The organism is Acinetobacter sp. SW-226 (genome assembly GCF_055632855.1).
The window spans coordinates 2,363,194-2,386,535 of record NZ_CM145752.1; the positions used below are offsets into that span (position 1 = coordinate 2,363,194).

At 39.9% G+C, this 23,342-nt stretch carries 22 protein-coding genes; 9 read left to right on the forward strand and 13 right to left on the reverse strand.

Translation table 11 applies throughout. The features are described 5' to 3' along the window. Positions 1-1,221: a chloramphenicol efflux transporter CxpE gene (gene cxpE, locus ACZ8ZH_RS11310; RefSeq protein WP_086208296.1), complete on the reverse strand. Its 1,221-nt coding sequence runs from the start codon at positions 1,219-1,221 to the stop codon at positions 1-3. A 132-nt stretch (positions 1,222-1,353) separates the two neighbouring features. Here cxpE and purM point away from each other — a divergent pair, with 132 nt between their 5' ends. Further along, entirely contained in the window at positions 1,354-2,424 is a 1,071-nt protein-coding gene (purM, locus tag ACZ8ZH_RS11315) for a phosphoribosylformylglycinamidine cyclo-ligase (RefSeq protein WP_086208297.1), read from the forward strand. 5 nt (positions 2,425-2,429) lie between these two features. Further along, positions 2,430-3,062: a phosphoribosylglycinamide formyltransferase gene (purN, locus tag ACZ8ZH_RS11320; RefSeq protein WP_119063656.1), complete on the forward strand. Its 633-nt coding sequence runs from the start codon at positions 2,430-2,432 to the stop codon at positions 3,060-3,062. 52 nt (positions 3,063-3,114) lie between these two features. On the opposite strand, the gene ACZ8ZH_RS11325 is transcribed toward purN, so the two are convergent. From ACZ8ZH_RS11325 to sppA, 3 genes are read right to left on the reverse strand one after another with little or no spacing between them, the layout of a single operon-like run. Continuing rightward, positions 3,115-3,546 carry an Sbal_3080 family lipoprotein gene (locus ACZ8ZH_RS11325; protein WP_119063657.1) on the reverse strand — a complete coding sequence of 144 codons (432 nt, stop codon included), beginning with the start codon at positions 3,544-3,546 and terminating at the stop codon, positions 3,115-3,117. Positions 3,547-3,561: 15 nt separating this feature from the next. Further along, the gene (locus ACZ8ZH_RS11330; RefSeq protein ID WP_086208300.1) at positions 3,562-4,359 is read right to left on the reverse strand and encodes an alpha/beta fold hydrolase; all 798 of its coding nucleotides are present in this window, start codon (positions 4,357-4,359) and stop codon (positions 3,562-3,564) included. Beyond that, the gene (gene sppA, locus ACZ8ZH_RS11335) at positions 4,356-5,375 is read right to left on the reverse strand and encodes a signal peptide peptidase SppA (protein ID WP_086208301.1); all 1,020 of its coding nucleotides are present in this window, start codon (positions 5,373-5,375) and stop codon (positions 4,356-4,358) included. Before sppA ends, ACZ8ZH_RS11330 begins: the two co-directional genes overlap by 4 nt. Positions 5,376-5,504: 129 nt before the next feature. Here sppA and ACZ8ZH_RS11340 point away from each other — a divergent pair, with 129 nt between their 5' ends. Continuing rightward, complete coding sequence (locus tag ACZ8ZH_RS11340) at positions 5,505-6,494, forward strand: lysophospholipid acyltransferase family protein (RefSeq protein WP_119063658.1); 990 nt, start codon at positions 5,505-5,507, stop codon at positions 6,492-6,494. Here the strand turns inward: ACZ8ZH_RS11340 and ACZ8ZH_RS11345 are convergent. From ACZ8ZH_RS11345 to ACZ8ZH_RS11355, 3 genes are all read right to left on the reverse strand, one after another. Then, a complete protein-coding gene (locus ACZ8ZH_RS11345) occupies positions 6,394-8,865 on the reverse strand; it encodes a DNA internalization-related competence protein ComEC/Rec2 (protein WP_119063659.1) in 2,472 nt (823 codons plus the stop codon). The genes ACZ8ZH_RS11340 and ACZ8ZH_RS11345 overlap by 101 nt on opposite strands. Positions 8,866-8,965: 100 nt before the next feature. After that, the gene (gene lolD / locus ACZ8ZH_RS11350) at positions 8,966-9,649 is read right to left on the reverse strand and encodes a lipoprotein-releasing ABC transporter ATP-binding protein LolD (protein WP_004693913.1); all 684 of its coding nucleotides are present in this window, start codon (positions 9,647-9,649) and stop codon (positions 8,966-8,968) included. Further along, the gene (locus ACZ8ZH_RS11355; RefSeq protein ID WP_086208304.1) at positions 9,642-10,877 is read right to left on the reverse strand and encodes a lipoprotein-releasing ABC transporter permease subunit; all 1,236 of its coding nucleotides are present in this window, start codon (positions 10,875-10,877) and stop codon (positions 9,642-9,644) included. The genes lolD and ACZ8ZH_RS11355 overlap by 8 nt, the downstream gene beginning before the upstream one ends. Before the next feature lie 24 nt (positions 10,878-10,901). Between ACZ8ZH_RS11355 and ACZ8ZH_RS11360 the strand changes: the two genes are divergently transcribed. Further along, a complete protein-coding gene (locus tag ACZ8ZH_RS11360; protein WP_086208305.1) occupies positions 10,902-11,471 on the forward strand; it encodes a PilZ domain-containing protein in 570 nt (189 codons plus the stop codon). 17 nt (positions 11,472-11,488) lie between these two features. Here ACZ8ZH_RS11360 and ACZ8ZH_RS11365 read toward each other — a convergent pair whose 3' ends face one another. Beyond that, on the reverse strand, positions 11,489-12,400 hold the full coding sequence (locus tag ACZ8ZH_RS11365; protein ID WP_086208306.1) for a DMT family transporter: 912 nt from the start codon (positions 12,398-12,400) through the stop codon (positions 11,489-11,491). Positions 12,401-12,413: 13 nt separating this feature from the next. After that, positions 12,414-12,884, reverse strand: a complete 471-nt coding sequence (locus tag ACZ8ZH_RS11370; protein WP_086208307.1) for a YaiI/YqxD family protein — start codon at positions 12,882-12,884, stop codon at positions 12,414-12,416. Between the two features lie 268 nt (positions 12,885-13,152). On the opposite strand from ACZ8ZH_RS11370, the gene ACZ8ZH_RS11375 reads away from it, so the two are divergent. Together ACZ8ZH_RS11375 and ACZ8ZH_RS11380 are read left to right on the forward strand one after the other, a co-directional pair. After that, complete coding sequence (locus ACZ8ZH_RS11375; protein ID WP_119063661.1) at positions 13,153-14,085, forward strand: hypothetical protein; 933 nt, start codon at positions 13,153-13,155, stop codon at positions 14,083-14,085. Between the two features lie 417 nt (positions 14,086-14,502). Continuing rightward, positions 14,503-14,643, forward strand: a complete 141-nt coding sequence (locus ACZ8ZH_RS11380) for a hypothetical protein (protein WP_004693924.1) — start codon at positions 14,503-14,505, stop codon at positions 14,641-14,643. A 24-nt stretch (positions 14,644-14,667) separates the two neighbouring features. Here ACZ8ZH_RS11380 and ACZ8ZH_RS11385 read toward each other — a convergent pair whose 3' ends face one another. Continuing rightward, positions 14,668-15,711: a bifunctional helix-turn-helix transcriptional regulator/GNAT family N-acetyltransferase gene (locus ACZ8ZH_RS11385; protein ID WP_470247730.1), complete on the reverse strand. Its 1,044-nt coding sequence runs from the start codon at positions 15,709-15,711 to the stop codon at positions 14,668-14,670. A gap of 136 nt (positions 15,712-15,847) precedes the next feature. After that, on the reverse strand, positions 15,848-17,263 hold the full coding sequence (gene sthA / locus ACZ8ZH_RS11390; protein WP_086208310.1) for a Si-specific NAD(P)(+) transhydrogenase: 1,416 nt from the start codon (positions 17,261-17,263) through the stop codon (positions 15,848-15,850). 210 nt (positions 17,264-17,473) lie between these two features. On the opposite strand from sthA, the gene lipA reads away from it, so the two are divergent. Together lipA and ACZ8ZH_RS11400 are read left to right on the forward strand one after the other, a co-directional pair. Next, complete coding sequence (gene lipA, locus ACZ8ZH_RS11395; protein WP_086208311.1) at positions 17,474-18,487, forward strand: lipoyl synthase; 1,014 nt, start codon at positions 17,474-17,476, stop codon at positions 18,485-18,487. Between the two features lie 291 nt (positions 18,488-18,778). Then, positions 18,779-21,253, forward strand: a complete 2,475-nt coding sequence (locus ACZ8ZH_RS11400; protein WP_119063663.1) for an acyl-CoA dehydrogenase — start codon at positions 18,779-18,781, stop codon at positions 21,251-21,253. Positions 21,254-21,351: 98 nt separating this feature from the next. On the opposite strand, the gene ACZ8ZH_RS11405 is transcribed toward ACZ8ZH_RS11400, so the two are convergent. After that, complete coding sequence (locus tag ACZ8ZH_RS11405) at positions 21,352-21,612, reverse strand: hypothetical protein (protein ID WP_086208313.1); 261 nt, start codon at positions 21,610-21,612, stop codon at positions 21,352-21,354. Positions 21,613-21,749: 137 nt separating this feature from the next. After that, complete coding sequence (locus tag ACZ8ZH_RS11410) at positions 21,750-22,778, reverse strand: IS701 family transposase (RefSeq protein ID WP_470247683.1); 1,029 nt, start codon at positions 22,776-22,778, stop codon at positions 21,750-21,752. Positions 22,779-22,988: 210 nt separating this feature from the next. Here ACZ8ZH_RS11410 and ACZ8ZH_RS11415 point away from each other — a divergent pair, with 210 nt between their 5' ends. Further along, positions 22,989-23,339 carry a hypothetical protein gene (locus ACZ8ZH_RS11415; protein WP_086208314.1) on the forward strand — a complete coding sequence of 117 codons (351 nt, stop codon included), beginning with the start codon at positions 22,989-22,991 and terminating at the stop codon, positions 23,337-23,339. The last annotated feature ends 3 nt before the right edge of the window (positions 23,340-23,342 follow it).

Here is a 23,342-nt window from a genome sequence, read left to right on the forward strand (position 1 = left end):
CTAAAGTTCTTTATGGTCGACTTGATCAATCTTACTTGAATTTTCAGATGCTTGCTGATCTTTTACCATCCGATTTTTTAATTCAATATCAACTTCAACCTGATCAGTTTCAATGCTAATTGAACCTGTTGTCGAATCTTGTGAAATAAGTGCTGGTGCTCCATACATAGGGCTATTTTCGTAAAACTCACGTGCATGTCTCAATAAAACCACAATCACAGCAGCTACAGGCAATGCAATCAACATCCCCAAAATTCCGCCCAACTGAGCACCTGCTAGAACCGCAAATACAACTGCCACTGGAGACAGTCCAATTTTATCGCCTAGCAAGAACGGTTGCAGGATATAGCCTTCTACAGCTTGACCAATCATAAAGACCACACCAACTAGCAGTAGCTGCATCCAGTCAATACCAAATTGGAATAAGCTTGCAATAACAGCCGCAATAATGCCAACAGCAAAACCTAAATAAGGAATAATACTACATAGGCCTGCGACCATACCGATAATTAAACCGACCTCAAGCCCAATAAGCTGTAAACCAACAGCATAGACCACACCCAAAAGCACCATCACCAAGAACTGACCTTTAACAAAAGCACCCAGTACGCTATGGCACTCTCTAACGATGACAAGTGTCCTTTGCTCGTAGGCTTTTGGAATCAGGCGACGGAAACTATCCAGCATGCGATCCCAATCTAATAGAAAATAGAATGCAATAATCGGAATCAGAACCACCGTACCGCCAATTTGAATAAAGTTCAAACCAGATTGCGCCAATTTAGCAATCATCGCTTGAATGCTGTCTGCACTATAATTGGTTTGTACGTATTCCATAATAGCCGCTGAAATTTGATCAACATCCAATTCCATAGGAACTAAATTAAAGCTGTCTGAAAGCCAAGGGAGGAATTTATAATTTGCCCAATGTATACCTGAAGGAATACTATTTTTGGCATACATTAACTGTTCCCAAATCAACGGAACCAAATACCAAAATGCTAATGTAATGACAACGCCAATACCGATAAAAACAGCACTGATAGATAGCCAACGCGGTAAACCAATTTTATGCAGTTTATCGACTAATGGGCTAAACAGATAAGCGACTAAAAATGCACCAATAAAAGGTAAAACGACAGGTTTGAGTAAATACAACACCCAGAGAATAAGTGCTATACCTGCCAAAATAAAGAAACGCTTCAGTGTACGATCTTGCATGCAATCTCGCCTTTTTCAGATTTAATCGTTATTGAGAAAAATATTTTAGTAAAGATAACATTTTAGCGCAGAAATAACATATGTGTTTCGTATATTCAGGTATAATCGCCCCGCGAATGCGGAGACTTCATTATGAGCAACTCAACTTCTACCCCAAACACTGGTTTAAGCTACAAAGATGCAGGTGTCGACATTGAAGCGGGCGACGCGTTAGTCGATCGTATTAAATCTGTCGCGAAGCGTACTACTCGTCCTGAAGTAATGGGCGGACTAGGTGGCTTCGGTGCACTTTGTAAAATCCCTAAAGGTTATGAAGAACCTGTTCTCGTATCAGGCACAGACGGTGTTGGTACAAAATTACGTTTAGCATTGAATTTGAACCGTCATGACACAATTGGTCAAGACTTGGTTGCAATGTGTGTAAACGATCTTCTTGTCTGTGGCGCTGAGCCATTATTCTTCCTTGACTACTACGCAACAGGTCACCTAAATGTTGATGTTGCAGCAAACGTAGTCACTGGTATTGGTGCAGGCTGTGAACTTGCTGGTTGTGCATTGGTTGGCGGTGAAACTGCTGAAATGCCTGGCATGTATGAAGGCGAAGATTATGACTTAGCCGGTTTCTGCGTAGGCGTGGTTGAGCAAAGCAAAATTATTGATGGCTCTAAAGTTAAAGCAGGTAATGTTTTAGTTGGTGTTGCATCTTCAGGTGCACACTCAAACGGTTACTCTCTACTTCGTAAAATCTTAGATGTTAAGAATATTGATTTAACTCAAATTGTTGATGGCCGTCCACTTGCCGATGCGGCAATGGAACCAACTCGTATTTATGTGAAGCCTATTCTTCAACTTTTAAAAGAAGTTGATGTTCATGCAATGGCACATATTACAGGTGGCGGTTTACCTGGTAACTTACCGCGCGTATTACCAAATGGTGCTCAAGCTGTTGTCAATGAAGCATCTTGGGAATGGCCAGAATTGTTTAAACTTCTTCAACGTGAAGGTGGTGTTGAACAGTTTGAAATGTATCGCACATTTAACTGTGGCGTAGGTATGGTTTTAGTTGTCGATGCTGCTGACGCTGACAAAACAGTTAAATTACTGAATGAGCTTGGCGAAAAAGCATTCACCATGGGTCATATTGTAGACAATGCTGAGTCAGTTGAAGGCGCAGACGAAAAAATCCGTGTCGTTTTCGCTTAATTCGTATGATTAAAATTGCTGTTTTGGTTTCAGGAAATGGATCAAACCTTCAGGCTTTGATTGATGCCAACCTTTCAGGAAAAATTGTAGGCGTTATTTCCAACAAACCTGAAGCCTATGCGCTACAGCGTGCTGGAAATGCAGGTATTGCAACAGCAGTGATTGAACACAAGCAATATCCAAATCGTGAAGCTTTTGATGATGTTATGCATCAACAATTGCTCGATTGGGATGTTGATCTCGTGGTTCTTGCTGGCTTTATGCGTATTTTAAGTGAGAAATTTGTTAGTACTTGGGAAGGGAAAATGATTAACATTCACCCTTCTCTTCTGCCGTATTACAAAGGGATGCATACTCATCAGCGCGTACTGAATACTGGTGATCAACTACATGGCTGTACCGTGCACTATGTGACGGCTGAACTTGATGCAGGTCAGGCTTTAGCACAAGGCGTTCTGAAAGTGAATGTACATGATAATGCCGATTCACTAGCAAGCCGAGTACATGTGCTTGAACATGTCATTTACCCGCAAGTGGTGGAATGGATTTGTACAGGTACAATTCAGCATACCGAAAAGGCTGTGTTATATCGTGGTCAAATCATGCATGAACCTGTGCAATTTGCCAAGTTTCCATAAATTTTAAGATTAAAAAAACGCATCCTCGGATGCGTTTATTTTATGATGATTTCTAATGCTTTTCTAACAACTGATTAATTAATGGATTGATTTTCGATTCATTACTTTTATATTTCGTTGGATTTAACAACCCACCTGCATGTAATTTATATTCAGCAAAACCGAGCAATTGATCATCTTTATAAAGCCTTAATTCCGCTCTAGTTAATACCATTGAAAAATCCCACTTTTGATAAGCCACATATTTCAAGACATAAACACATTCTAAAGGTTTAGTCCGATCATAAATTTGAGTTGAGATATGACGCGCTTCCAGACCATTTATAAGAATATTTTCAAAGTTAACCACAATAACTTGAGGATTATGTTCAATACAAATATGCGTTAAATCACGTTTATCAATATTATTCAAATGAGAGACTTGAGTGCTTGAGCATCCCAGTAACGGAAGTATGAAAAATAAAGAATAAATGGCTTTCTGCATTTATAATCCAAAAAATTACGCTGTTGAAATGAGCCTTTTAATGAGTGTCACCGTTTCTTGTGGTTTTTCCAATGGAAACATATGGCTTCCCTCAACCACTTGATAAGGTATTCCGAATTTCTTTTTCACCATTTGTGGAAAACCTGGACCAATAAATGGTCCTTTCTCAGCGATCAATAAATGCATGGGAACTTTTGGCTGAGCCTGTGGTAACCACCACAATGATGGATTTGTTCTAAAGATATGAACTTCATCCATCTTTGAAATGCTAAGCTCCACACCTCCACGCACACGATCTTCAGTTAACCCATGGTCGATATATGCTTGAAAGCAATCAGGATCAAAGTCTTTATAAAAACCTTTAGCGCCTAACAATTCTGCAGCCTGTTCACGGCTTTCCCAGTGATCTCTACGTCGCAGTGATAATGCGGCTGGAGACATATTATCCACCACTTTGAGCCCCAGCATCTTCGCAAAGTGTAATGCAAACGAAGCTTTGCCCATAATTAATGGTGGATCAATCATAATAACTTGTTCAAACAATTCAGGACGCTGTAATGCGGCCTGAAAAGTAAGCACTGAACCTAAAGAGTGACCTAAACCAATCACCTTGCGCCCTTGTGCCTGCCGAACAATACTATCAATCACTTGTTGAGTTAAGCTTTTCCAATGGTTATCAATTGGATAGCTTTTATCTGGTCCCAATAGAGGCACATAAATCACATCGTACTGATCCGAGAGTAAGTCAAATAATTTCTGATAGACTTTTCCAGGCACGCCATTGGCGTGCGCAAAATGAATTAAAGGTTTCATTGTAACTTTGTCGTCTGTTCAGTTTGCATTTGGTTTGACAGTGATGACGCAAAACCTGCCCCCATAGACGCACCTAAACGCCCTAAAACAGAATCAAGTGGACTATGTACCACAGTATAATCCATTGCTTTATCTGTATTTAACTCACGTTTTAAAGTATGTAAGTTACCAATACGATCAGCAATGCCGAGTTTTACTGCCTGATCACCAGTCCAGAAAAGACCTGAAAAGAGCGCTGGATCATTCGATTTTAACTTTTTACCACGACCTTGTTTAACAGCATTAATAAAATGCTCATGTACATTATCAAGTACAGCTTGGACATGTGCGCGCTGCGCAGGATTAACAGGTTGGGTCATAGATAGCAAGGCTTTGTTTTGACCAGATGTCATGGTGCGGTCTTCAACACCCAGTTTTTGCATCAAGCCGGTTACACCATAGTTCGGCATAATCACACCAATTGAACCGACCAAACTTGATGGATTCACCAGAATCTCATCCGCAGCTGACGCAATATAATATGCACCTGACGCACCAGTATCACCAATCACTGCATACAACTTTTTGTCGCTATGTGTTTTCTTTAGGTATTGGATTTCTTGCCAAATTTCATCAGACTGAACAGGTGAACCACCTGGTGAATTAATATTTAAAACCACTGCTTGGCTTTGCTTATTTTCAAATGCTTTCTTTAATGATTTAATCGTGTCATTACTGTTCACGCTTTGCTCGTCTGCGGCAATTGTGCCCACAATATCAACCACAGCAATATGCTTTGATGCTGTTGCATCCGTACCACTGGTCGAACAACTCTTGGTCATCGCAATTAAAATAAACAAAAGATAGGCAAAAGTCAGAAACTTGAAAAAGATCCCCCAACGACGTGCACGACGTTGTTCTTCAACGGAAGCTAAAACCGCTTTTTCTAAAAGCTTCCATTCATTCCCTGTTGGCTGTTCGTGTGCAGGTTGTTGTTTCGGCATTTCATTTTCTGGTTTTGGTGGCCAATCGGACATATAACAATCCAAACTTGAATAAAATTGCCCTCATTATATACACTGATTTATACAAAACTGTCGAAACCATTCATTTTATCTTATAATATTTTTTGTTTTTATCCACGTACACTATATCGACTCTAAAGAATGACTAAACCACAAGAACAGAACTCGACTTATCGTCTACTCCGTTTTGCAAGTAAACAACCCATTAAATTTTCACGTTTTTTTGCTAGAGGTTTAGCGGGTTTAGTCAATCTTTTAAAAATTAGTAAAAATAATGATGCTCTCAGACTAAATCTGCAAATTGCTTTACCTGAACTCAGTCCAGAACAGCGCGAAATGATTGCGAAACAAGCAGTACGTAATGAACTCACTACTTATTTTGAGTTTTTTAGTATTTGGGGTTCCAGTAACCAAAAAAATATTGAACGCGTTCAAAAAGTACATGGCGAACATCTACTACACGAAGCCCTTGCTGCTAAAAAAGGTGTCGTCTTGATCGTTCCACATTTTGGGACATGGGAAATTATGAACACCTATGTTGCCCAATTTACCGAAATGACCATTATGTATAAACCAGTCAAAGATCCTGGGGCTGACTTATTTGTTCGTGAAGCACGTGGTCGGGAGGGTGCTCATCTTGTTCCTACCGATGAGTCTGGAGTTCGACAAATTTTTAAGGCGCTCAAACAAGGGGGAACAACCGTGATTCTGCCCGATCATACCCCCAAACAAGGCGGGGAAATGATTCCTTATTTTGGTTTTCCCCTAGCCTCAAGTAACCTGAGCGCCAAGCTGATTCAAAAAACCAAAGCCAAAGCTTTACTGCTGTATGCCATTCGTAATGACGATGGCTTTGACATGTACATTGAAGAAATGAGTGACGCGGTTTATCAAGGTAGTGCCAATGATGGTACTTTAGTGATTCATCAAGCCATTGAGAACTTAGTCCATCGCCACCCAGAACATTACCACTGGACCTATAAACGCTTCAAAGCCAATTCGAAACTTAGGCCATTGTATAATCTGCCATTTAATGAGGCAGTGCTGCGTTTAGAGCAGTTACGTTTGGAACAACAGAATCAGCCGATCGCAACCACGGTCGAGTCTGACGCTGTGTCATCAACTCAATAAGTCCTGTAGACCTCGCAGTAAAACGTATACTACCGTGCCCTGCCGTAGTCAAAAGTGGAATATTGAGTGCTTTCAAGCGTGCTTGCGTTATTCTACTCGGATGCCCATAACGATTATGAAAACCTGCTGAAGCAACCGCCAGTTTTGGTTGATAATACTTTAAAAATGCATAAGCTGAACTATGACGACTACCGTGATGCCCCAAGATCAGGACATCAACTTTTAAGTCAGGATAATCCTGCAATAATTGAAACTCGGTTTGCCAGCCAGCATCGCCCATAATCAAAAAATTCTGATAAGGCTGTACATTTTTCACCTGTATATAGACTACACAAGATAGCTCATTTTGCTGATACGGCACTTGTGCCAATTGACTGGCTTTTGGCGATAAAATTTTGATCTCAACGTGTTCAGACCAATGCCAAATCTGCCCTTGTTTACAATAATCAAAACGAGACTTGCTAGCCACATCCAATTGCTGATTGGAATAGACTTGATTGATCGACAACTCATTTTTTAATGTGGTATAGCTTCCACTATGATCTTGATCCAAATGCGTAAGTATCAATGGATCTAATTCACTCACACCTTTTTTCGATAGAAATGGCTGAATCACCTGCTTAGCAATACTAAACTTCGTTTCATCATAGGAGCCTCCGACGTCAATCATGGCATGCTGTTGATCATCCTGCATATACACCGCCTGCCCCTGACCGACATCAAGTACAATTAATTCAAAAGGATGCTGCTTTGCACTCAGCCCAAGTAGCGGAAAAACACTCAATACTACCCATGTTTTGGGTAAAGTCGACTTGGGCATAAAAATAATGCTGAGTACCACAATGAGCAAAATTATCTGCCAAACGTTAAGTGCAACCGACAACAATTTGATCGAAAGCATGGCATCTAACAAGTGGAGTATGCTCAACAAAAATAGCAATACCCAATCTGCCAACTGAAACAAAAGACTACTCAGCGGTTCAAAAACATAAAAGGTAAAAGCAGCCAAAACATCCAATGGCACAACCACTATGCCAATCAAAGGAATGGCCACAAGGTTACTGATAGGACTAATCCAAGAGACTTGTTTAAAGAAAATGATCACCAAAGGCAAAAGTGCGACAAAGATTTTCCACTGCGACTCTATCAACAGTTTGAGCGCGAATATAAGTTGCTGTTGCCACGTTTGGGAGCGACTCAAATCAAACCGAATGGTGGTTTGATAAATGCGTAAAAGTACAAAACATGCCCCATAGGACAGCCAAAAAGCAGCTGATAGAATCGAAAAAGGATCAAACAATAAAAGAAGTGATGCACTCAATAAGAGCAACGTCAAAGCCGAAATTTTCTGCCTGAGCCAAACCAACGCCGTTAAACAGAAACAACTGAGTAAAGTCCGCATTGCAGGAATTTCAAAACCAACAAAGGCACAATACAGCAACACACAGAGGAAAAATGGCAATAGCAATAAATATGGACGTGGAACTATAAGAAAAATACGTGAGTAAAATCGGTTGACTCCTTTTTGTAAGAGCCAGCAAAACATCACAGCAAAGATGAGTACATGCGGTCCTGAAATTGCCAACAAATGACTAATACCAAAACGTTGAAAGAATATTGTTGTTTCCTTATCTAAGAAACTTTCATCCCCTGTCAGGAGCGCTAAAATTAAGCCCTTATGACTTAAGGGCTGTATATAAATAAAGTTGCGTATCTTTAAACGCTGTCGCTCTATACCTAACTGGAGTTGCTTGAAGATAGTTTGCTGCTTTCTTAAATGACTGGCATAGCCTAACCCGTAAATTTCTGCCTCAGATAAGGGTTGTATTTGCTTGAGCTTGAAACCAGACATAAGATTACGTTGCAGATACCACTGCTCAAGATCGAATACACCTTGCACTGCATAACTATGCGCAGGACGTATTTCCCCGGTCAGTCGGTAGTATTTCCCAAGTTCCAACACCTCTTGCTGATCCGATATCCTTTTTTGAAAACTTAACCACTGCACCGGTTGCTCGTGTCGGTTCAAGACCTGTATTTCTTGCTGAATGGTCTCACTACCCAGTTGGTTAATCTTTGCAATATAAACAATGACTTTAGTATCTTCCACTCTGATTTCTTTATAGGCTAGACGTTGCTGCAAAGCCGATTGCGCATAATAATATCCCGCAGTTAAAAACAACATGAAATAAATTAATCCGCATATAAACTGTAAAATAAGTGCGGGTTTATGCTTAAAAAGAAAAAACTGTAAAGGTAAAAGTCCGATGACCAAAATCAATGCTGGGTAAAAAAGATGATTTAGGATGGAGACGCTCTGCCCCATTAATGCAATTCCTAAAATCCAAGCAACAGCATATAAAAGCTTCATTTTTTATTCAGTTATTGTTTTTATTGGCGCCATAATAAAGCCCACCGAAGTGGGCTTCAATAGATAGTGGCTTTATCTCATATTTTTGTCGGCACTCAGCCTAATCATTGACCCAAAGACCATCTTGCATATGCAAAATAGAATCAGCCGACTGAGCCAGTTGCTCATCATGCGTCACGATCAACATCGCCATATTGAATTCCTGACGTAAATCCATCAGCAACTCAAAAATTTTACTTGCTGTTTTCCGATCTAAATTACCTGTCGGTTCATCTGCCATCATCAAGGCAGGCTTAGCCACCAATGCTCGCGCCAAAGCAACGCGTTGACGTTCCCCACCTGAAAGCTCACCTGGTTTATGGGTTAAACGATGCGTCAATCCTACACGTTCAAGCAAGTATTCAGCCTGTTTTTGCACATCTTTAAAGTTGGTGCCTTGGCGTAACATCAGCGGCATGGCCACATTTTCTAAAGCCGTAAACTCAGGCAACAGATGATGGAACTGGTAAACAAAACCTAAGTGTTGATTACGTAAATAGCCACGCTCAGCTTCATTCAAACTGTCAAAACGACTACCCTGTAAAAAAACCTGTCCAGAGCTCGGACGGTCTAAACCGCCCAATACATGTAACAACGTACTTTTACCCGAACCACTCGACCCCACAATTGAGACAAATTCGCCTGCTTTGACTTGTAGAGAGAGACCTTTAATCACTTCAACGGTCGACTTACCATCGGTAAAGTGCTTTTCAATATTTTGTGCTTCTAAAACAATTTTACTCATAGCGTAATGCCTCCGCAGGTTGGATTTTTGCAGCACGCATTGCAGGATAAATTGTTGCAAGGAAACTTAAAATTAAAGACAGGGACACAATGGTTAATACATCTTGCCATCTTAAATACGAAGGTAAGTAATTAATAAAATAAGCATCAAATAAATGAAGTCCCATTACATTGTTTAGCCAACCCACCAAGCTACTAATACTTGAAGCGAAAACAATACCGAGAATCGCACCAGATACCGTACCAATCACACCAATAATCGTACCCTGAACCATAAAAATACGAGTAATAGTTGCTGGAGAAGCGCCAAGAGTTCGTAATATAGCAATATCCGATTTTTTATCGGTGACAACCATCACCAAGGACGACACAATATTAAATGCAGCCACCAAGACAATCAGGAACAGTAATAAGCTCACCATGGCTTTTTCCATTTGGATCGCACTAAATAAGTTGCCGTGAGTATAAGTCCAATTTGAGGCATAAAAACCGCTTGGCAGATCCATGACAATTTCATCTGCCACTTTCGGCGCAACAAAAATATCATCTAGTTTCAAGCGAATACCTTGTGCTCCATCAGGTAAGCGCAGCAAAGTTGATGCATCATTAAGAGCAATATAGCCCATCATCGAATCAACCTCAGCACCAATGCTGAAAATCCCCACAATTTTGAAACGCTTAAAACGTGGTACGACACCCGCTGGTGATGGTGTTGCCTCAGGTAAAACCAAAGTCACACTGTCATTTAAGCCTAAACCTAAGGCATCGGTCATTTGTTTGCCTAAAACAATACCAAACTCACCTTTTTTGAGCTTATCAATACCCCCTTCAACCATGTGGTCTTGGATAATCGAAACCTTTTTTTCATACTCAGGTTCAATTCCCGTGACCATGATTCCAGCCACTTGGCCTTGTGCAGTCAGCATCCCCTGCAATTGAGTAAAAGGTGCCACACCCGTGACATGCTCTTTTGTTTCAATTTTTTTTGCAAGTTCGGGCCAATTTGTTAAAATTTGTGTTGAAGAAACAGTGGCTTGAGGTATCATTCCAAGTACACGAGTTTTCAATTCTCGGTCAAAACCATTCATTACAGATAACACTGTAATGAGTACTGCCACACCCAGTGTCAGACCGATCATCGAAACCAGTGCAATAAAAGAAATAAAGTGGTTGCTACGCCGTGCGCGAGTATATCTCAACCCTATATACAGCGAGATTGGTTTAAACATACCATCTAGTCCGAGGTCATAATTATGGAAAGTTTACAGCATCAAAACGTTCAAACTGAACGTCGTGTGATGTCTCGAATCGACGCGGCCTTGAGAATTAACTATCAGATTATTTCTGATGATGTTGCCCTTAATGACCCTTACGATCCTAATTTTGTTTTGCCACGCTATTTTCTACTACTCGCAGAATTAGATCAATTTGATCATGCCCTAAACTACGAATTAGAACAATTATCTGAAAAAGATCAACAAATTGCTCGAATATTATCCCTATTTAATCAAAAATTAAACCTGATCACGGGATCTTTGTACGACACGATTGTACAAACCATGTTACCTACACCTGAGCATGTCAACTTTTCAGAAAGTGGTTTAAGCTTTTACAGTGACAAGCAAATTCAAGATGGTACCTATATACATCTGACTTTGAGCCATCCTGAAAACTTCTTCCATATTGCAGCCATTGCGCAAGTGGTATATAGCAACGCAGAAGAAAATGACAAGTATCGCACGGGTGCATACTTTATTACCTTGCACCCGCAAGATCGTGCGAAACTCGCAGACTGTATTTCATTAAGCTTAGAAGATCATTAAAAAGCCAAAAACTCGGACTAGTTTGGACTTTTTAATTTTTGGGCAAGTTTTCGACTTGCCTGAAGATCTTTATAAAAATAGACAAATAAGCCAGATAGCAATACCGCTGCACCTAAGAGGACTAACATCGACAGTTTTTCGTGGTTGAGTACTGCACCAATAAATAAAGCAATCATTGGCGTCATGACTGTTGTCAATGACAACGTTGTCGGCTGAATTTTTTGTACCAAATTAAAATAACAGAACATTGCAATCAATGACGCCATAATGACGGTATAAAGTAGTGCCAAACAAGTTTTCAAATCGGGCATTTGCTGCGGTGCATACTGCCAAATAAATGGCACGATACATATTGCTGCTACGGTTGAAACCAAGATTGACCCCGTTGCTTGTGCAACAGGTTCGATATTTGCATTGACTTTTTTCACCCAGAAAATAGAGGCTGCATAAGAAAATACACTGAGTAGCATCAGCCCAATCCCAAAGGGATGCACATGCTGTGTATTTCCAGCAAGACAAATAATGGCCAATCCCACCAATGCAATACACATCCCGAGCCACTGCATTGCGCTCAAATAGGTCTTAAAGTAAAAACGTCCGATCAGCCCTGCCATAATGGGTGCTAAGCCAAACATTAAGGCAATCATGCCTGAACTAATATAATTGGTTGCGACATAGGTAAAAAACTGCGAGCCGATCAAGCTAAAAGAACCAGCTAAATAACTATGCCACGCAACTTTGTTGGTCGGGAACTGGCGCTTTAGAACCAATAACAAACAAATCGCCAAAGGTAGTGCAATAAAAAATCGCAATACCAACGCCCACAGCATATGTAAATCGGTCACACTCCACACAATCGCTAAAGGCGTTGTAGACCAAATAAAAACCAGTAATCCATAGGTTGCCATCAAATTGGCTTTAGAAGACATAATCGGCTCGATGCTAGATAGCTGTTTTACGTTTTTGCTTTTGGATGGTTTGATCTAAAGAACTGGAGAACTCTCGTTTATCTCGTTCGGAAATAGGGGGAGGACCACCTGTTTGAACACCTGCCCCACGTAAGGTATCCATAAAGTCCCGTAAATGCAGTCGCGCTTTGACATTTGCAGTGGTGTAAATTTCACCACGAGGATGAATCGCAACCCCTCCTTTTTCAATCACTTGTGCGGCAAGCGGAATATCCTGAGTAATCACAATATCGTTGGCTTGCATGCGATCAACAATTTCTTGATCAGCCGCATCTGCCCCGCTCATCACCTGAATCGAATTAATACGGATGGATGGCGTAATCCCAACATTTTGGTTTGCCACGAAAGTGACTTCAAGCTGATAACGATCTGAAGCACGTAAAATCACTTCACGTAAGATTTTAGGTAATGCATCAGCATCCACCCACAGTTTAAATGGCAACACTTTGCATCCACGAACAAAAGAAACTGTCTTAGTCTAACAAACTCAGTGCGTTAGATTAATAGATAAAACCGCTCAAAATGACAGTGTTAACCATCGCCAAATACTTTTAAAGTATAATTCATCATGACTGTGGCAGGATTTAAAAGCCAAATTCAAGCCATATCTATGTGCTTTTTCATGATTCTTCAGTAAAAATATAATAAAGGACTTGAAATATAGAAATAACCCTCGATTTAATAGGGATATATCACCTCATTCAATCGTGCATATGAACAATCAAAATAGTCCAGAAATAATCACCATTGATGACCAAAACTTTGGTAGCCACGTCGAACATTGGAATTTACTCACAGATCACCCTGCACAAGATGTACCCAAATGGTTAGGTTTAGCTTTAAATGCGCCGATTATGCCAATGGGGTTGTGCCAAACTGAACAGGATATGGATGCAAACTGTTGGTTAATCCAAGGACCAAGTCAAGCTGCTGTTCAGCTTACACAAGTGATTGCAGTTGAAAATAATAAGCCTACAGCAGTAAAAACCGCATTCCCAAGTTTCAATAGCCCCTACAAAGTTCCTGTTGTGGTTGAACGTATCATCCGCTGTCAATCAAACACGCAAGCTGTTCTACGCCTAAATTTAGGTAATAACAGCATTGTATATGCTTACGATAGTCTGTATAGCGTGAATCATGGCCAATACCAAAAAGACCAAACCTATGTTGCACAACTCAATGCATGGGCATATGAGCTAGAGGCTGTTGCAGAACATGAACAACTTGTCGTTGATGATCCCGCATCCATTAAACACCATCGCGCACTAAACGATATTTTAGCAGCAAACAATGGTATTGCCCCTGCCAACCTCCAAGAGCAAATCGACGCATGGGAACCAAAGTCAGATGACGATAAAGAACCTGTGACTGTAGATTTTTCAAAGATGGTTGCCTATTTATATGGTGAAAAGATTGGTCAGGAAGATGAAGCATGGTTTCAAGGCAATATTGTGGGTAAAACTAGCATGCAATTTATGGAGCAAGACTACACGTTGCTTGACGTTGCCTTAATTCATGAAGAAGACCAAGCTGCAACCTTGATCCGTATTGCCACTAAAAACCCAACTTATGCACAGTTCAATATTGGGCAATACATCCGTGGTAACATTTGGATTCAAGCCAATATTTATTCATCAAATCAATAATTTAAACAAAAATCTAACTCAGATTGCAAAGCAATTTGTATCAACTGAGTTGGATTTTTTTATTTTTATAGCTCACTTTTATTTTAATTTAAATTCATTTGTATAAAACTTATCCACATTTTATATTAATTCCATCTATTTTAAATTCATTTTAAAACCCATTTATCCACAGTTTTAAATTCATTATTTTTATTTAATTTATATATTCAAAACTTATGAGTTTTATGACTTTCATATAGTTAGCTCTTGCCAGAAGCAGACTTTGATATAATTTTTAGATAAAACTAAAAAAATTAATAATGATGTATAATCGGCTTTGATTATTTTTATTTAGTACTTTATTTAATCATTTTTTTATGTTAAAAATATAAACATGCAATAGGATTTAAACGATAATTAAATCGGAATAAAACTTCCATGAAAATTATGCAAGAAGAAAATATACAGCATGTTGAACATCAATTAGAAAAGCGCTATCAGCTTGATGCTTATTCGTGCATGTTCTTTGTGTTAGGCATGATGATTTCTGCCTACTTCTTACATCAATTCATTTTGTAATTGATGTGACCTTCGCAGCCCCATTCAAAGAAGCCAACGATTGTTGGTTTTTTTACGTCTAAAATAGCCAAAACAAAGCCATCTAAACTTTTTTCTTCTACCGCGCTTAGCTGTGTGGTCTTTTATGCGCTTTATATAATATTGTTCAGTAAATATTTGCCCAAAATACTCAACAGGCTGTTCACTCATATAAACAAAACCATATTGCTCATACAATTTTTTTGCAGCCTGATATGGTTGCTCAAGCCACGTTTCCACCGCCTGAAAGTCATGTAACTCACAAAATTGCATTGCATGTGACATAAGCCGTTGACCTATGCCCTGTCCGCGCCAAATATCATCCACCATCAACCACCGAAGTTGAGCATTGGCATTGCCTAAGTTTTCTGCATCAATCGCAACACAGCCCACAATACGATTTTGATGTAAGGCAAACCAAATTTCATTACGCGCCTGATCTAAGCGACCAATAAAATCAGCTAACTCGCGTGCAAACTGAATTTCAATCACATCATGTGATGTGCTATTCATTCGATAAAACTGGCGCAACATATCAATCAGCCGGGCAACACAGCCTGTTTGATAGCCAGAGACAATTTGAATATTTGTAGTATGTATTGTAGTTGCTGAGATGCGAAAGTTTTTTAGTGTTTCAATATACAGGGCTAAACCCTGCAAAATCAGTTGCTGTCCATGTTCATCTAAATTTTGCAATGCCGCACTGATCTGACTTTGATCAGCTCTATGAATATGGTGAACTGTACTGAGCCCCTGCTCGGTTAAGCAAACTAACTTGACACGTCCATCTTCGCTACTACTGAATTCCTCAATTTCACCCGTTTGTTTTAACTTGGCTAACATTCGGCTCACACTTGATTTGTCCAAACCCAAGTGTTCCACCAAAGAAACTGCACTCAGTTGCCCTTGTTGCTCTAAACAAAGTAAACATTGCACTGACGATGATGACAATACTTGATCTAAACCATTCTGTAGACGACCATACTCACGAACCAATTGCTGAGTAGACTGACGAATGTGATCAATTGGACTAATCGGCGTTCGACTCATAACGTTAGCCAACTTTAGTGTACATATCCAGCATATTTACATACTCATAAAAACTAAACAATAGATAAAAAAATATTTTAGATATAAAAAAACCTGCGAGCCTAAACTCGCAGGTTTTTGAAAAATATTATAAAAATTAGAACAACCGATTCATACCGTTTAAGGTTGCAACCCGGTAAGCTTCCGCCATAGTTGGATAGTTGAATGTGGTTTCCACAAAATATTTGATGGTATTATTTGGACTATTCATCACAGCTTGACCAATGTGAATAATTTCCGAAGCGTTGTTACCGAAGCAATGTACACCCAGCACTTCCAAAGTTTCTCGGTGGAACAGAATTTTCAATTCCCCCACCGTGTCACCCGTAATTTGTGCACGTGCCAAGTGACGGAATGAAGCCTGACCCACTTCATACGGAATTTTTTCTTCAGTTAACTCTTGTTCAGTTTTTCCAATCGAAGAAATTTCTGGAATGGTATAAATCCCTGTCGGAATATCAACAACAGGTTCAACGCCTTCCTCACCGCTCATATTTGCACCCGCACAACGACCTTGGTCGTATGCAGCAGAAGCCAGTGAAGGCCAGCCAATCACATCACCTGCAGCATAAATATTTTCTACTTCGGTTTGGTACTGATCATTCACCGTAATCTGACCACGACTGTTTGGTGTAATGCCAACATTTTCCAAACCTAAGCCATCCGTATTTCCAGAGCGGCCGTTACACCATAAAATGGCATCGGCTTTAATTTTCTTACCGCTTTGCAAATGCAGTACCACGTGATCATCATAGGTTTCAAGATGATCAATCTGCTCATTATGGCGAATCAAAACACCTTGTTGGCGTAAGTGATAAGATAACGCATCTGAAATTTCATCATCAAGATAACTCAGCAGTTTGTGCTGTGTGTTTATCAAGTCAACTTTGTGATCTAGCCCAATAAAAATAGACGCGTATTCACAGCCAATGACACCTGCACCATAAATAATGATTTTTTGGATGGAATAATCAAGATCTAAAATTTTGTCTGAATCGAATACACGCGGATGGTTAAAATCAAGCGCCGCAGGACGATATGGACGACTACCCGTTGCAATTACGATTTGTTTACATAGGATCGTTTCTTTAATGCCTTCAGGGCTAAACACTAAAACTGTATTTTGGTCTTGGACATAGGCGCGACCATGGAAAATATCAATTTTGTTACGGTCATAAAAACGTGAATGCGTATCTACTTGTTGTTGAATCACTTTATGTGCATTTTGAAGCACTTGCTTCATGGTAAACTGACGCCAGTCGCCCATTTTTTTAAACATTGGATCACGACGATAGCGAATAATGCTCGATACCGTTTGACGTAAAGCCTTACTTGGAATAGTCCCCACGTGGGTACAGTTACCACCGAGCTGCTCACGTACATCCACAATCGCAACACGCTTTCCAGATTTGGCAAGTTTCATTGCCGCGCCTTCACCCGCAGGGCCTGAACCTAGAACGACCGCATCGTACTTAACGAAAGTTCCACCAACGACCTCTTTTTTACGTGGCATTCAACGCTCCTTCTTCAAAAAACTTATTACTTATCTTGGGCATATTATGACGTAATTGCAGGCAATTTGCTGTATTTAGCTTACATATATTAAGTGATAACCACATTTAGTAAATGAATAGTATTTCTGCCCTATCAATTCGCATTTCCGCTATACTAAGAACTGCTATTTTTAGCATCTCCCCCGTCAAAAACAGTGGAATAGTTGAATATGTCTGAAAACCGTAAACCTGAGCAGGGTATCAAACTTCGTGGCGCAGAAAAGGTCGCGCGTATACCTGTAAAAGTTATTCCTACGGTTGAAACGCCACGCAAGCCGGATTGGATTCGCGTTAAAATGGCAGCACCCGAAGAAGTGCAACGCATTAAATCAACCCTACGTGAACAAAAACTACATACCGTTTGTGAAGAAGCAGCATGTCCAAACCTACCTGAATGTTTTGGTGGGGGTACTGCAACCTTTATGATTATGGGTGACATTTGTACACGTCGTTGTCCTTTCTGCGACGTGGCACATGGCCGTCCAAATGCACTTGATGCAGACGAACCACGTCACATGGCTGAAACGATTTCAAACTTAGGTCTAAAATATGCCGTGATCACTTCTGTAGACCGTGATGACTTACTTGACGGTGGTGCACAACACTTTGTTGATTGTATTAAAGAAGCACGTGCATTAAGCCCGAATACTTTACTTGAGATTTTAGTCCCTGACTTCCGTGGTCGTATGGACATTGCGCTTCGCATTATGACCGAGTGTCCACCTGATGTTTTCAACCACAACATTGAAACGGTGCCACGTTTATACAAAGCAATGCGTCCAGGTTCAGACTACCAACACTCTTTAAATCTGTTGAAAATGTTTAAAGAATACTGCCCTGACGTTCCAACCAAATGTGGTTTGATGGTCGGTATTGGTGAAACTGAAGAAGAAGTCATTTCACTTTTAGATGACTTGCATGCACACGGCGTTGACTATGTAACGATTGGTCAGTATTTACAGCCTTCAAAAGAGCATGCGCCGATTGACCGCTTTGTTACACCAGAAGAATTTGAACGTTACACTGCACATGGTCAAAAGCTAGGCTTTAGAAATATTTGGGCAGCACCAATGGTTCGCTCAAGTTACTTCGCTGACCGTCAATACTATGGCGAACCTGTACCAGCAGTACGTCGCAAAGTAGACCCTGCGAAAAAGATTGCCGTTCAAACGATTGAAGCTTAATTTGCTGTGATGTTAAACAGTTAAATGCAAAAATTAAAAGCCCTCATATGAGGGCTTTTTTTATTACAGACTTCGTTCTTTATATTTTTCAATTACGTATTCATACATTTCTAACACAGTCATTGCTCAAAAAACGCCCTAAGCTAATTCAAAGTCTAAAATAATTGTATTGCTACACATCAAATCAAATTCATTTTTATTACACCTTTTCAGTCTACGTTTTGCCTTATTTTCCGTGAAATTTTATAAAACGTATGACTCACCTCACGGTGTAAACAACGGGAGGTTTCAATGGGTTTCATTTTCGCCATTCTGCTTTTAATCTGTACCCTCTGGGCTGTTTTTTATTTTGAAGTCAGTCGCCTTATTGGTGCTGCAATGGTTATTTTTGCATCCCTCTTCACTGCTATTTTTATTAATCCGTGGTCACTACTTCTAGGTCTACCCTTAATTATTCTCAGCCTGATTGTGGTTATTGATCCATTACGCAAGTCCTTAATCACGCAACCTGCCTATAAAGCTTTAGCCAAAGCCATGCCGAGTATGAGCAGTACCGAACGCGAAGCATTGGATGCAGGCACCAGTTGGTGGGAAAAAGAATTATTTATGGGTGCGCCTGACTGGAAAAAATTTGATGGTTATGTCTACCCAACTTTGTCTGCTGAGGAGCAATCCTTCTTAGATCATGAAGTTGAACACCTTTGCGGTTTACTCAATGAATGGGAAATTCATCACCACTTAAAAGATCTTCCTGTTGAAGCATGGCAATACATCAAAGAACAAGGCTTTTTGGGTTTAATTATTCCCAAAAAATACGGCGGTCGTGCGTTTAGCTCCTTTGCCCAAAGCCGCATCATGAGCAAAATTTCTTCACGCTCACTGACCACTGCCGTCAGTTGTATGGTGCCCAACTCTCTAGGCCCAGGTGAGTTGCTTTTACATTATGGAACTGAGGAACAAAAACAACGCTATCTACCGGGACTCGCCAAAGGTGAAGAAATCCCCTGCTTTGGTTTAACCAGTCCCGAGGCTGGTTCAGACGCAGGTGCAATACCTGATACAGGCGTGGTCTGTTATGGCATGTTTGAAGGCCGAGAAATACTCGGTTTACGTATGAACTTTTCAAAACGCTGGATTACTCTGGCACCTATTGCGACTGTGATTGGTCTCGCTTTTAAACTCTATGACCCTGATGGGCTATTAGGCGATGCAAGCAAAACTGAATACGGCATAACCTGCGCCTTATTACCTGCCAGCCATGATGGTGTCCAAGTTGGTGCACGACATAATCCTGGTTCTCCTTTTATGAATGGAACGGTCGATGGACAAGATGTTTTTATCCCACTCGATTGGATTATTGGTGGGGTAGAAAATGCAGGTAAAGGTTGGCGCATGCTGATGGAGTGCTTAGCCGTAGGTCGCGGTATTTCCCTACCTGCGCTCTCCACTGCTTCTGCTGAAATGGCCTATTTAAGCATCGGTGCTTTTGCCAAAGTCCGCCAACAGTTTAAAATTTCTGTGGGACATTTTGAAGGTGTGCAAGAAGCCACCAGTGATATTGCCAGCGGTGCGTATATGTTAGAAGCTTTTCGCTATATGGTGACCTGTGGTTTAAATGAAGGTGGAAAACCTGCTGTAATGACAGCTATGGCCAAATACTATGCCACTGAAACCATGCGTAAAATTGTCAATCACGGCATGGATGTCGTTGGTGGACGGGCTGTGCAAATGGGGCCACGCAATTTTTTAGCACTGAATTATCAAGCCATCCCCATTTCGATTACTGTTGAAGGGGCCAATATTTTAAGCCGTTCTTTAATGATCTTTGGTCAAGGTTCTATGCGCTGTCATCCTTATTTATATGAAGAGCTGCAACTCCTTCAAGTAGAAGATACAAAAACCGCTTTAGCGCCTTTCGACACGCTACTTTTTAAACATTTGGCTTATACCTTTAACCGAACAGCACGTTCATTCAGTTATGGCATATTCGGTGGTCCTTCAGATGCTTCCGCACAGACAGATGATTTCTCACGTCCTTTTTACAAAACCATTAACCGTTTCAGTGCCAACTTCGCTTTAACCGCAGACCTTTGTTTAGGCTTACTTGCAGGTGATATTAAGCGCAAAGAAATGCTTTCAGGGCGTTTAGCCGACATTCATGCTTATTTATTTATCGCGACTGCTATTTTGAAGTTTTATGAAAAAGGACAACGTAGTGAGGTGGAACAACAACATGCTCAATTGGCTTTAGAAAAAGCATTTGTGCAAATTCAGGATGCATTTGATGGGCTATTTGCAAACTTTCCTATACGAGCCGCAGCTTGCGTAGTCAAGTTCATCTGTTTCCCTTTTGGTCGTATTGCCCAACAACCAAGTGACCAATTAAAAACACAATTAGGACTTGCCATCATGGAAAATAACCCGTTCCGTGAACAACTGAAGCAGCATGTTTTTTACAATACCGATCCCGATGATGTCTTTGGGCGTATGGAAAATGCGTTCCAAGCAGCATTAAAGATTGATCCGCTGTGGACGAAGTTTAAAAAAGCAGAGTCCAAAGAACAATTTGAAGGCTTAGATTTTGAATCACATATTCAACATGCACTTGAAACAGGGTTCATCAGCTCTGAGGAAGCGGATCAGTTGCTTCATTACAACACTCAACGCTTCGATAGTATGCTCACCGATATTTTCGACCATAAACTTAAACAGACACTAGATTTAAAGAATCTCTACCACACTAAAATTTCAGATATTAGACTCTAATCGTCTTATCGGTTTTGTGGAATTGCTAAAAGATAAAAGTCCATTCACGGGCTTTTATTGTATTCATACCAAGATAAACTTAACCGTAAAGGACAGCTTTAAATCCAGTACACATTTAAACTGTAATAGAACTCTTCCACTTCCAAACGGACTTGATATCCCAATTGGGTGAGTTCTGCTGAAAAACAGCGAATATCTTGTAAAGGTAAATGTTTTGGTAGCACTGTAAATACCGCAGTATTTCCCTGTTTGGCACTTTCTTCAATCAATGAGGCCAAACGTAATTTGTAGATCTCAATATCTAAATACGCTTGGTTAGACATAATTTTTGCTTGTTCAGCATTAATAAAAGCAGCCATTCCTTTCCTCAAATTACATCATTGTATAGGCAATGAAAATAACGCAGAAACAAATACTCAATCAGATGATTTAGTAACGCCATGTAGCCTTTTCAGCTAAAAAAATCTTCAAAAAATAATTTAGGACTTACGCACTATTATTTATAGATTCTCTGTGGTAGCAGATGATTTTTATCGAGAATAAAGTCATCAATGAAGTTTTTGATAACTGGTCTAAATAATTTCTTCTGCCAACGATATACATTTTCAAAGATCCGCTCAAACTGGTTCTTTTGTATCTCGACGTAGGCCATCAAGGCTGAAAAAATATGATTCAAAATCAGTTTAGATCGTCTTACTTGAAACTTTTCAATATGACAAACCTGTTTAATCACCCGGTGATATTGCTCTATTTTCCAATGACTTGAATGTAATTCATGAAAACCCTCAAAGGACAATAAATCATCTTCATCTTGATGCACAATATAAAACCTCTGCTGTTCTTTTAACTGAGTCTTAAATAATTGTACAAAGCCAAAATCTTTGAGCCAGATCACTTGACCCTGATGGAAATCTGGCAATAAGCGCAGTTGAAACCATTGTCCTTTTTCTGGGGAAACCTTACGGTTACAGTCGATACCAAACATAAATCGAATACCATATTTTCTTATGGTTTTTAGATTTCCAGTCGATGAATACCAACTATCACCTGTAATAAATTGAATCTTTGCACCCCAACTGAGTACTTCACTTAACATATCCATAAAGTAATCATTCTTGGTTTTACTTTCAGATTTGTCATAAATTCGGAAATTAATTGGAATATTTTGACCATTTCGATCTGTCGCATACAAGGTAATGAGATTAATACCCTTGACGGATCGGTGGTGTTTGCCTGACCAAAAATAGCTAACCAAGTCCATATGTTGACTATATGGTTTATCTAAAACAGTATCATCAATACTGACTATAAGTTTATTATTATCAATATGTTGAATTGATTCTTGATATAGGTCGTGAGGTGTGTAGTCTTCACGCTCTAGAAAGCGATTTACACTATCATGCGAGATATTATAAGTCTCGGCAAGTTGTGTGCAGCTAATAGAGTTCGGTTCTGTCATGAGAAAGCCCATATAAATGGGTAATGTACAAGTTGCTGTAGAAGCATGTTTAATTCGTCTGATCACAGATACTTTATAAAGTATTTTAATACTTTTTTGAATCCGTCAATGCGTAAGTCCTATAAATTTAATATTCTTCTACCGTTGCTTTAAATCTTACTCATTTAGAGGCTCACCAAACATTACAGAAAAAATAAATAAAATTACCATCTATTTAATTTAAATAATAATTGTTATCATTTACAACACTGTTTACTAAAGCACCAACTGTCTTCCATGAATAGCACCACTCAAATTGATGCCTTGGTTCATTCGGAAAAAGTTCGTCCGAAACCAACCAAAAAGAAAAAAGTCGATACCCCCGTTAGCTACCGCCTTATGGTGTTGTACCGATTTGCTCTTGCCTTACTTGGAGGCTATCTCCTTGCAGCACTTTCTGCATTAGCCATTGCTAAAATCTTTATAGCCAATCCTGTGAATGCGGCTATGAGCGCTACACTCATTGCATTTTGTCTTAACTGTGCTGCCTTTATTTGGGTCTTTATGGTTCAAAAAACCTTAAAAGCAACGCTCGGTATTGCTGTGCCATGTATTGCACTGTATGCCCTACTCAAATTTTTAGGATAGTTT

What these genes read in the sequence shown, in the direction of transcription:
- cxpE (WP_086208296.1), bottom strand. Translation starts at nt 1,221, where the DNA reads ATGCAAGATCGTACACTGAAGCGTTTCTTTATTTTGGCAGGTATAGCA.
- purM (WP_086208297.1), top strand. Translation starts at nt 1,354, where the DNA reads ATGAGCAACTCAACTTCTACCCCAAACACTGGTTTAAGCTACAAAGAT.
- purN (WP_119063656.1), top strand. Translation starts at nt 2,430, where the DNA reads ATGATTAAAATTGCTGTTTTGGTTTCAGGAAATGGATCAAACCTTCAG.
- ACZ8ZH_RS11325 (WP_119063657.1), bottom strand. Translation starts at nt 3,546, where the DNA reads ATGCAGAAAGCCATTTATTCTTTATTTTTCATACTTCCGTTACTGGGA.
- ACZ8ZH_RS11330 (WP_086208300.1), bottom strand. Translation starts at nt 4,359, where the DNA reads ATGAAACCTTTAATTCATTTTGCGCACGCCAATGGCGTGCCTGGAAAA.
- sppA (WP_086208301.1), bottom strand. Translation starts at nt 5,375, where the DNA reads ATGTCCGATTGGCCACCAAAACCAGAAAATGAAATGCCGAAACAACAA.
- ACZ8ZH_RS11340 (WP_119063658.1), top strand. Translation starts at nt 5,505, where the DNA reads ATGACTAAACCACAAGAACAGAACTCGACTTATCGTCTACTCCGTTTT.
- ACZ8ZH_RS11345 (WP_119063659.1), bottom strand. Translation starts at nt 8,865, where the DNA reads ATGAAGCTTTTATATGCTGTTGCTTGGATTTTAGGAATTGCATTAATG.
- lolD (WP_004693913.1), bottom strand. Translation starts at nt 9,649, where the DNA reads ATGAGTAAAATTGTTTTAGAAGCACAAAATATTGAAAAGCACTTTACC.
- ACZ8ZH_RS11355 (WP_086208304.1), bottom strand. Translation starts at nt 10,877, where the DNA reads ATGTTTAAACCAATCTCGCTGTATATAGGGTTGAGATATACTCGCGCA.
- ACZ8ZH_RS11360 (WP_086208305.1), top strand. Translation starts at nt 10,902, where the DNA reads ATGGAAAGTTTACAGCATCAAAACGTTCAAACTGAACGTCGTGTGATG.
- ACZ8ZH_RS11365 (WP_086208306.1), bottom strand. Translation starts at nt 12,400, where the DNA reads ATGTCTTCTAAAGCCAATTTGATGGCAACCTATGGATTACTGGTTTTT.
- ACZ8ZH_RS11375 (WP_119063661.1), top strand. Translation starts at nt 13,153, where the DNA reads ATGAACAATCAAAATAGTCCAGAAATAATCACCATTGATGACCAAAAC.
- ACZ8ZH_RS11380 (WP_004693924.1), top strand. Translation starts at nt 14,503, where the DNA reads ATGAAAATTATGCAAGAAGAAAATATACAGCATGTTGAACATCAATTA.
- ACZ8ZH_RS11385 (WP_470247730.1), bottom strand. Translation starts at nt 15,711, where the DNA reads ATGAGTCGAACGCCGATTAGTCCAATTGATCACATTCGTCAGTCTACT.
- sthA (WP_086208310.1), bottom strand. Translation starts at nt 17,263, where the DNA reads ATGCCACGTAAAAAAGAGGTCGTTGGTGGAACTTTCGTTAAGTACGAT.
- lipA (WP_086208311.1), top strand. Translation starts at nt 17,474, where the DNA reads ATGTCTGAAAACCGTAAACCTGAGCAGGGTATCAAACTTCGTGGCGCA.
- ACZ8ZH_RS11400 (WP_119063663.1), top strand. Translation starts at nt 18,779, where the DNA reads ATGGGTTTCATTTTCGCCATTCTGCTTTTAATCTGTACCCTCTGGGCT.
- ACZ8ZH_RS11405 (WP_086208313.1), bottom strand. Translation starts at nt 21,612, where the DNA reads ATGGCTGCTTTTATTAATGCTGAACAAGCAAAAATTATGTCTAACCAA.
- ACZ8ZH_RS11415 (WP_086208314.1), top strand. Translation starts at nt 22,989, where the DNA reads ATGAATAGCACCACTCAAATTGATGCCTTGGTTCATTCGGAAAAAGTT.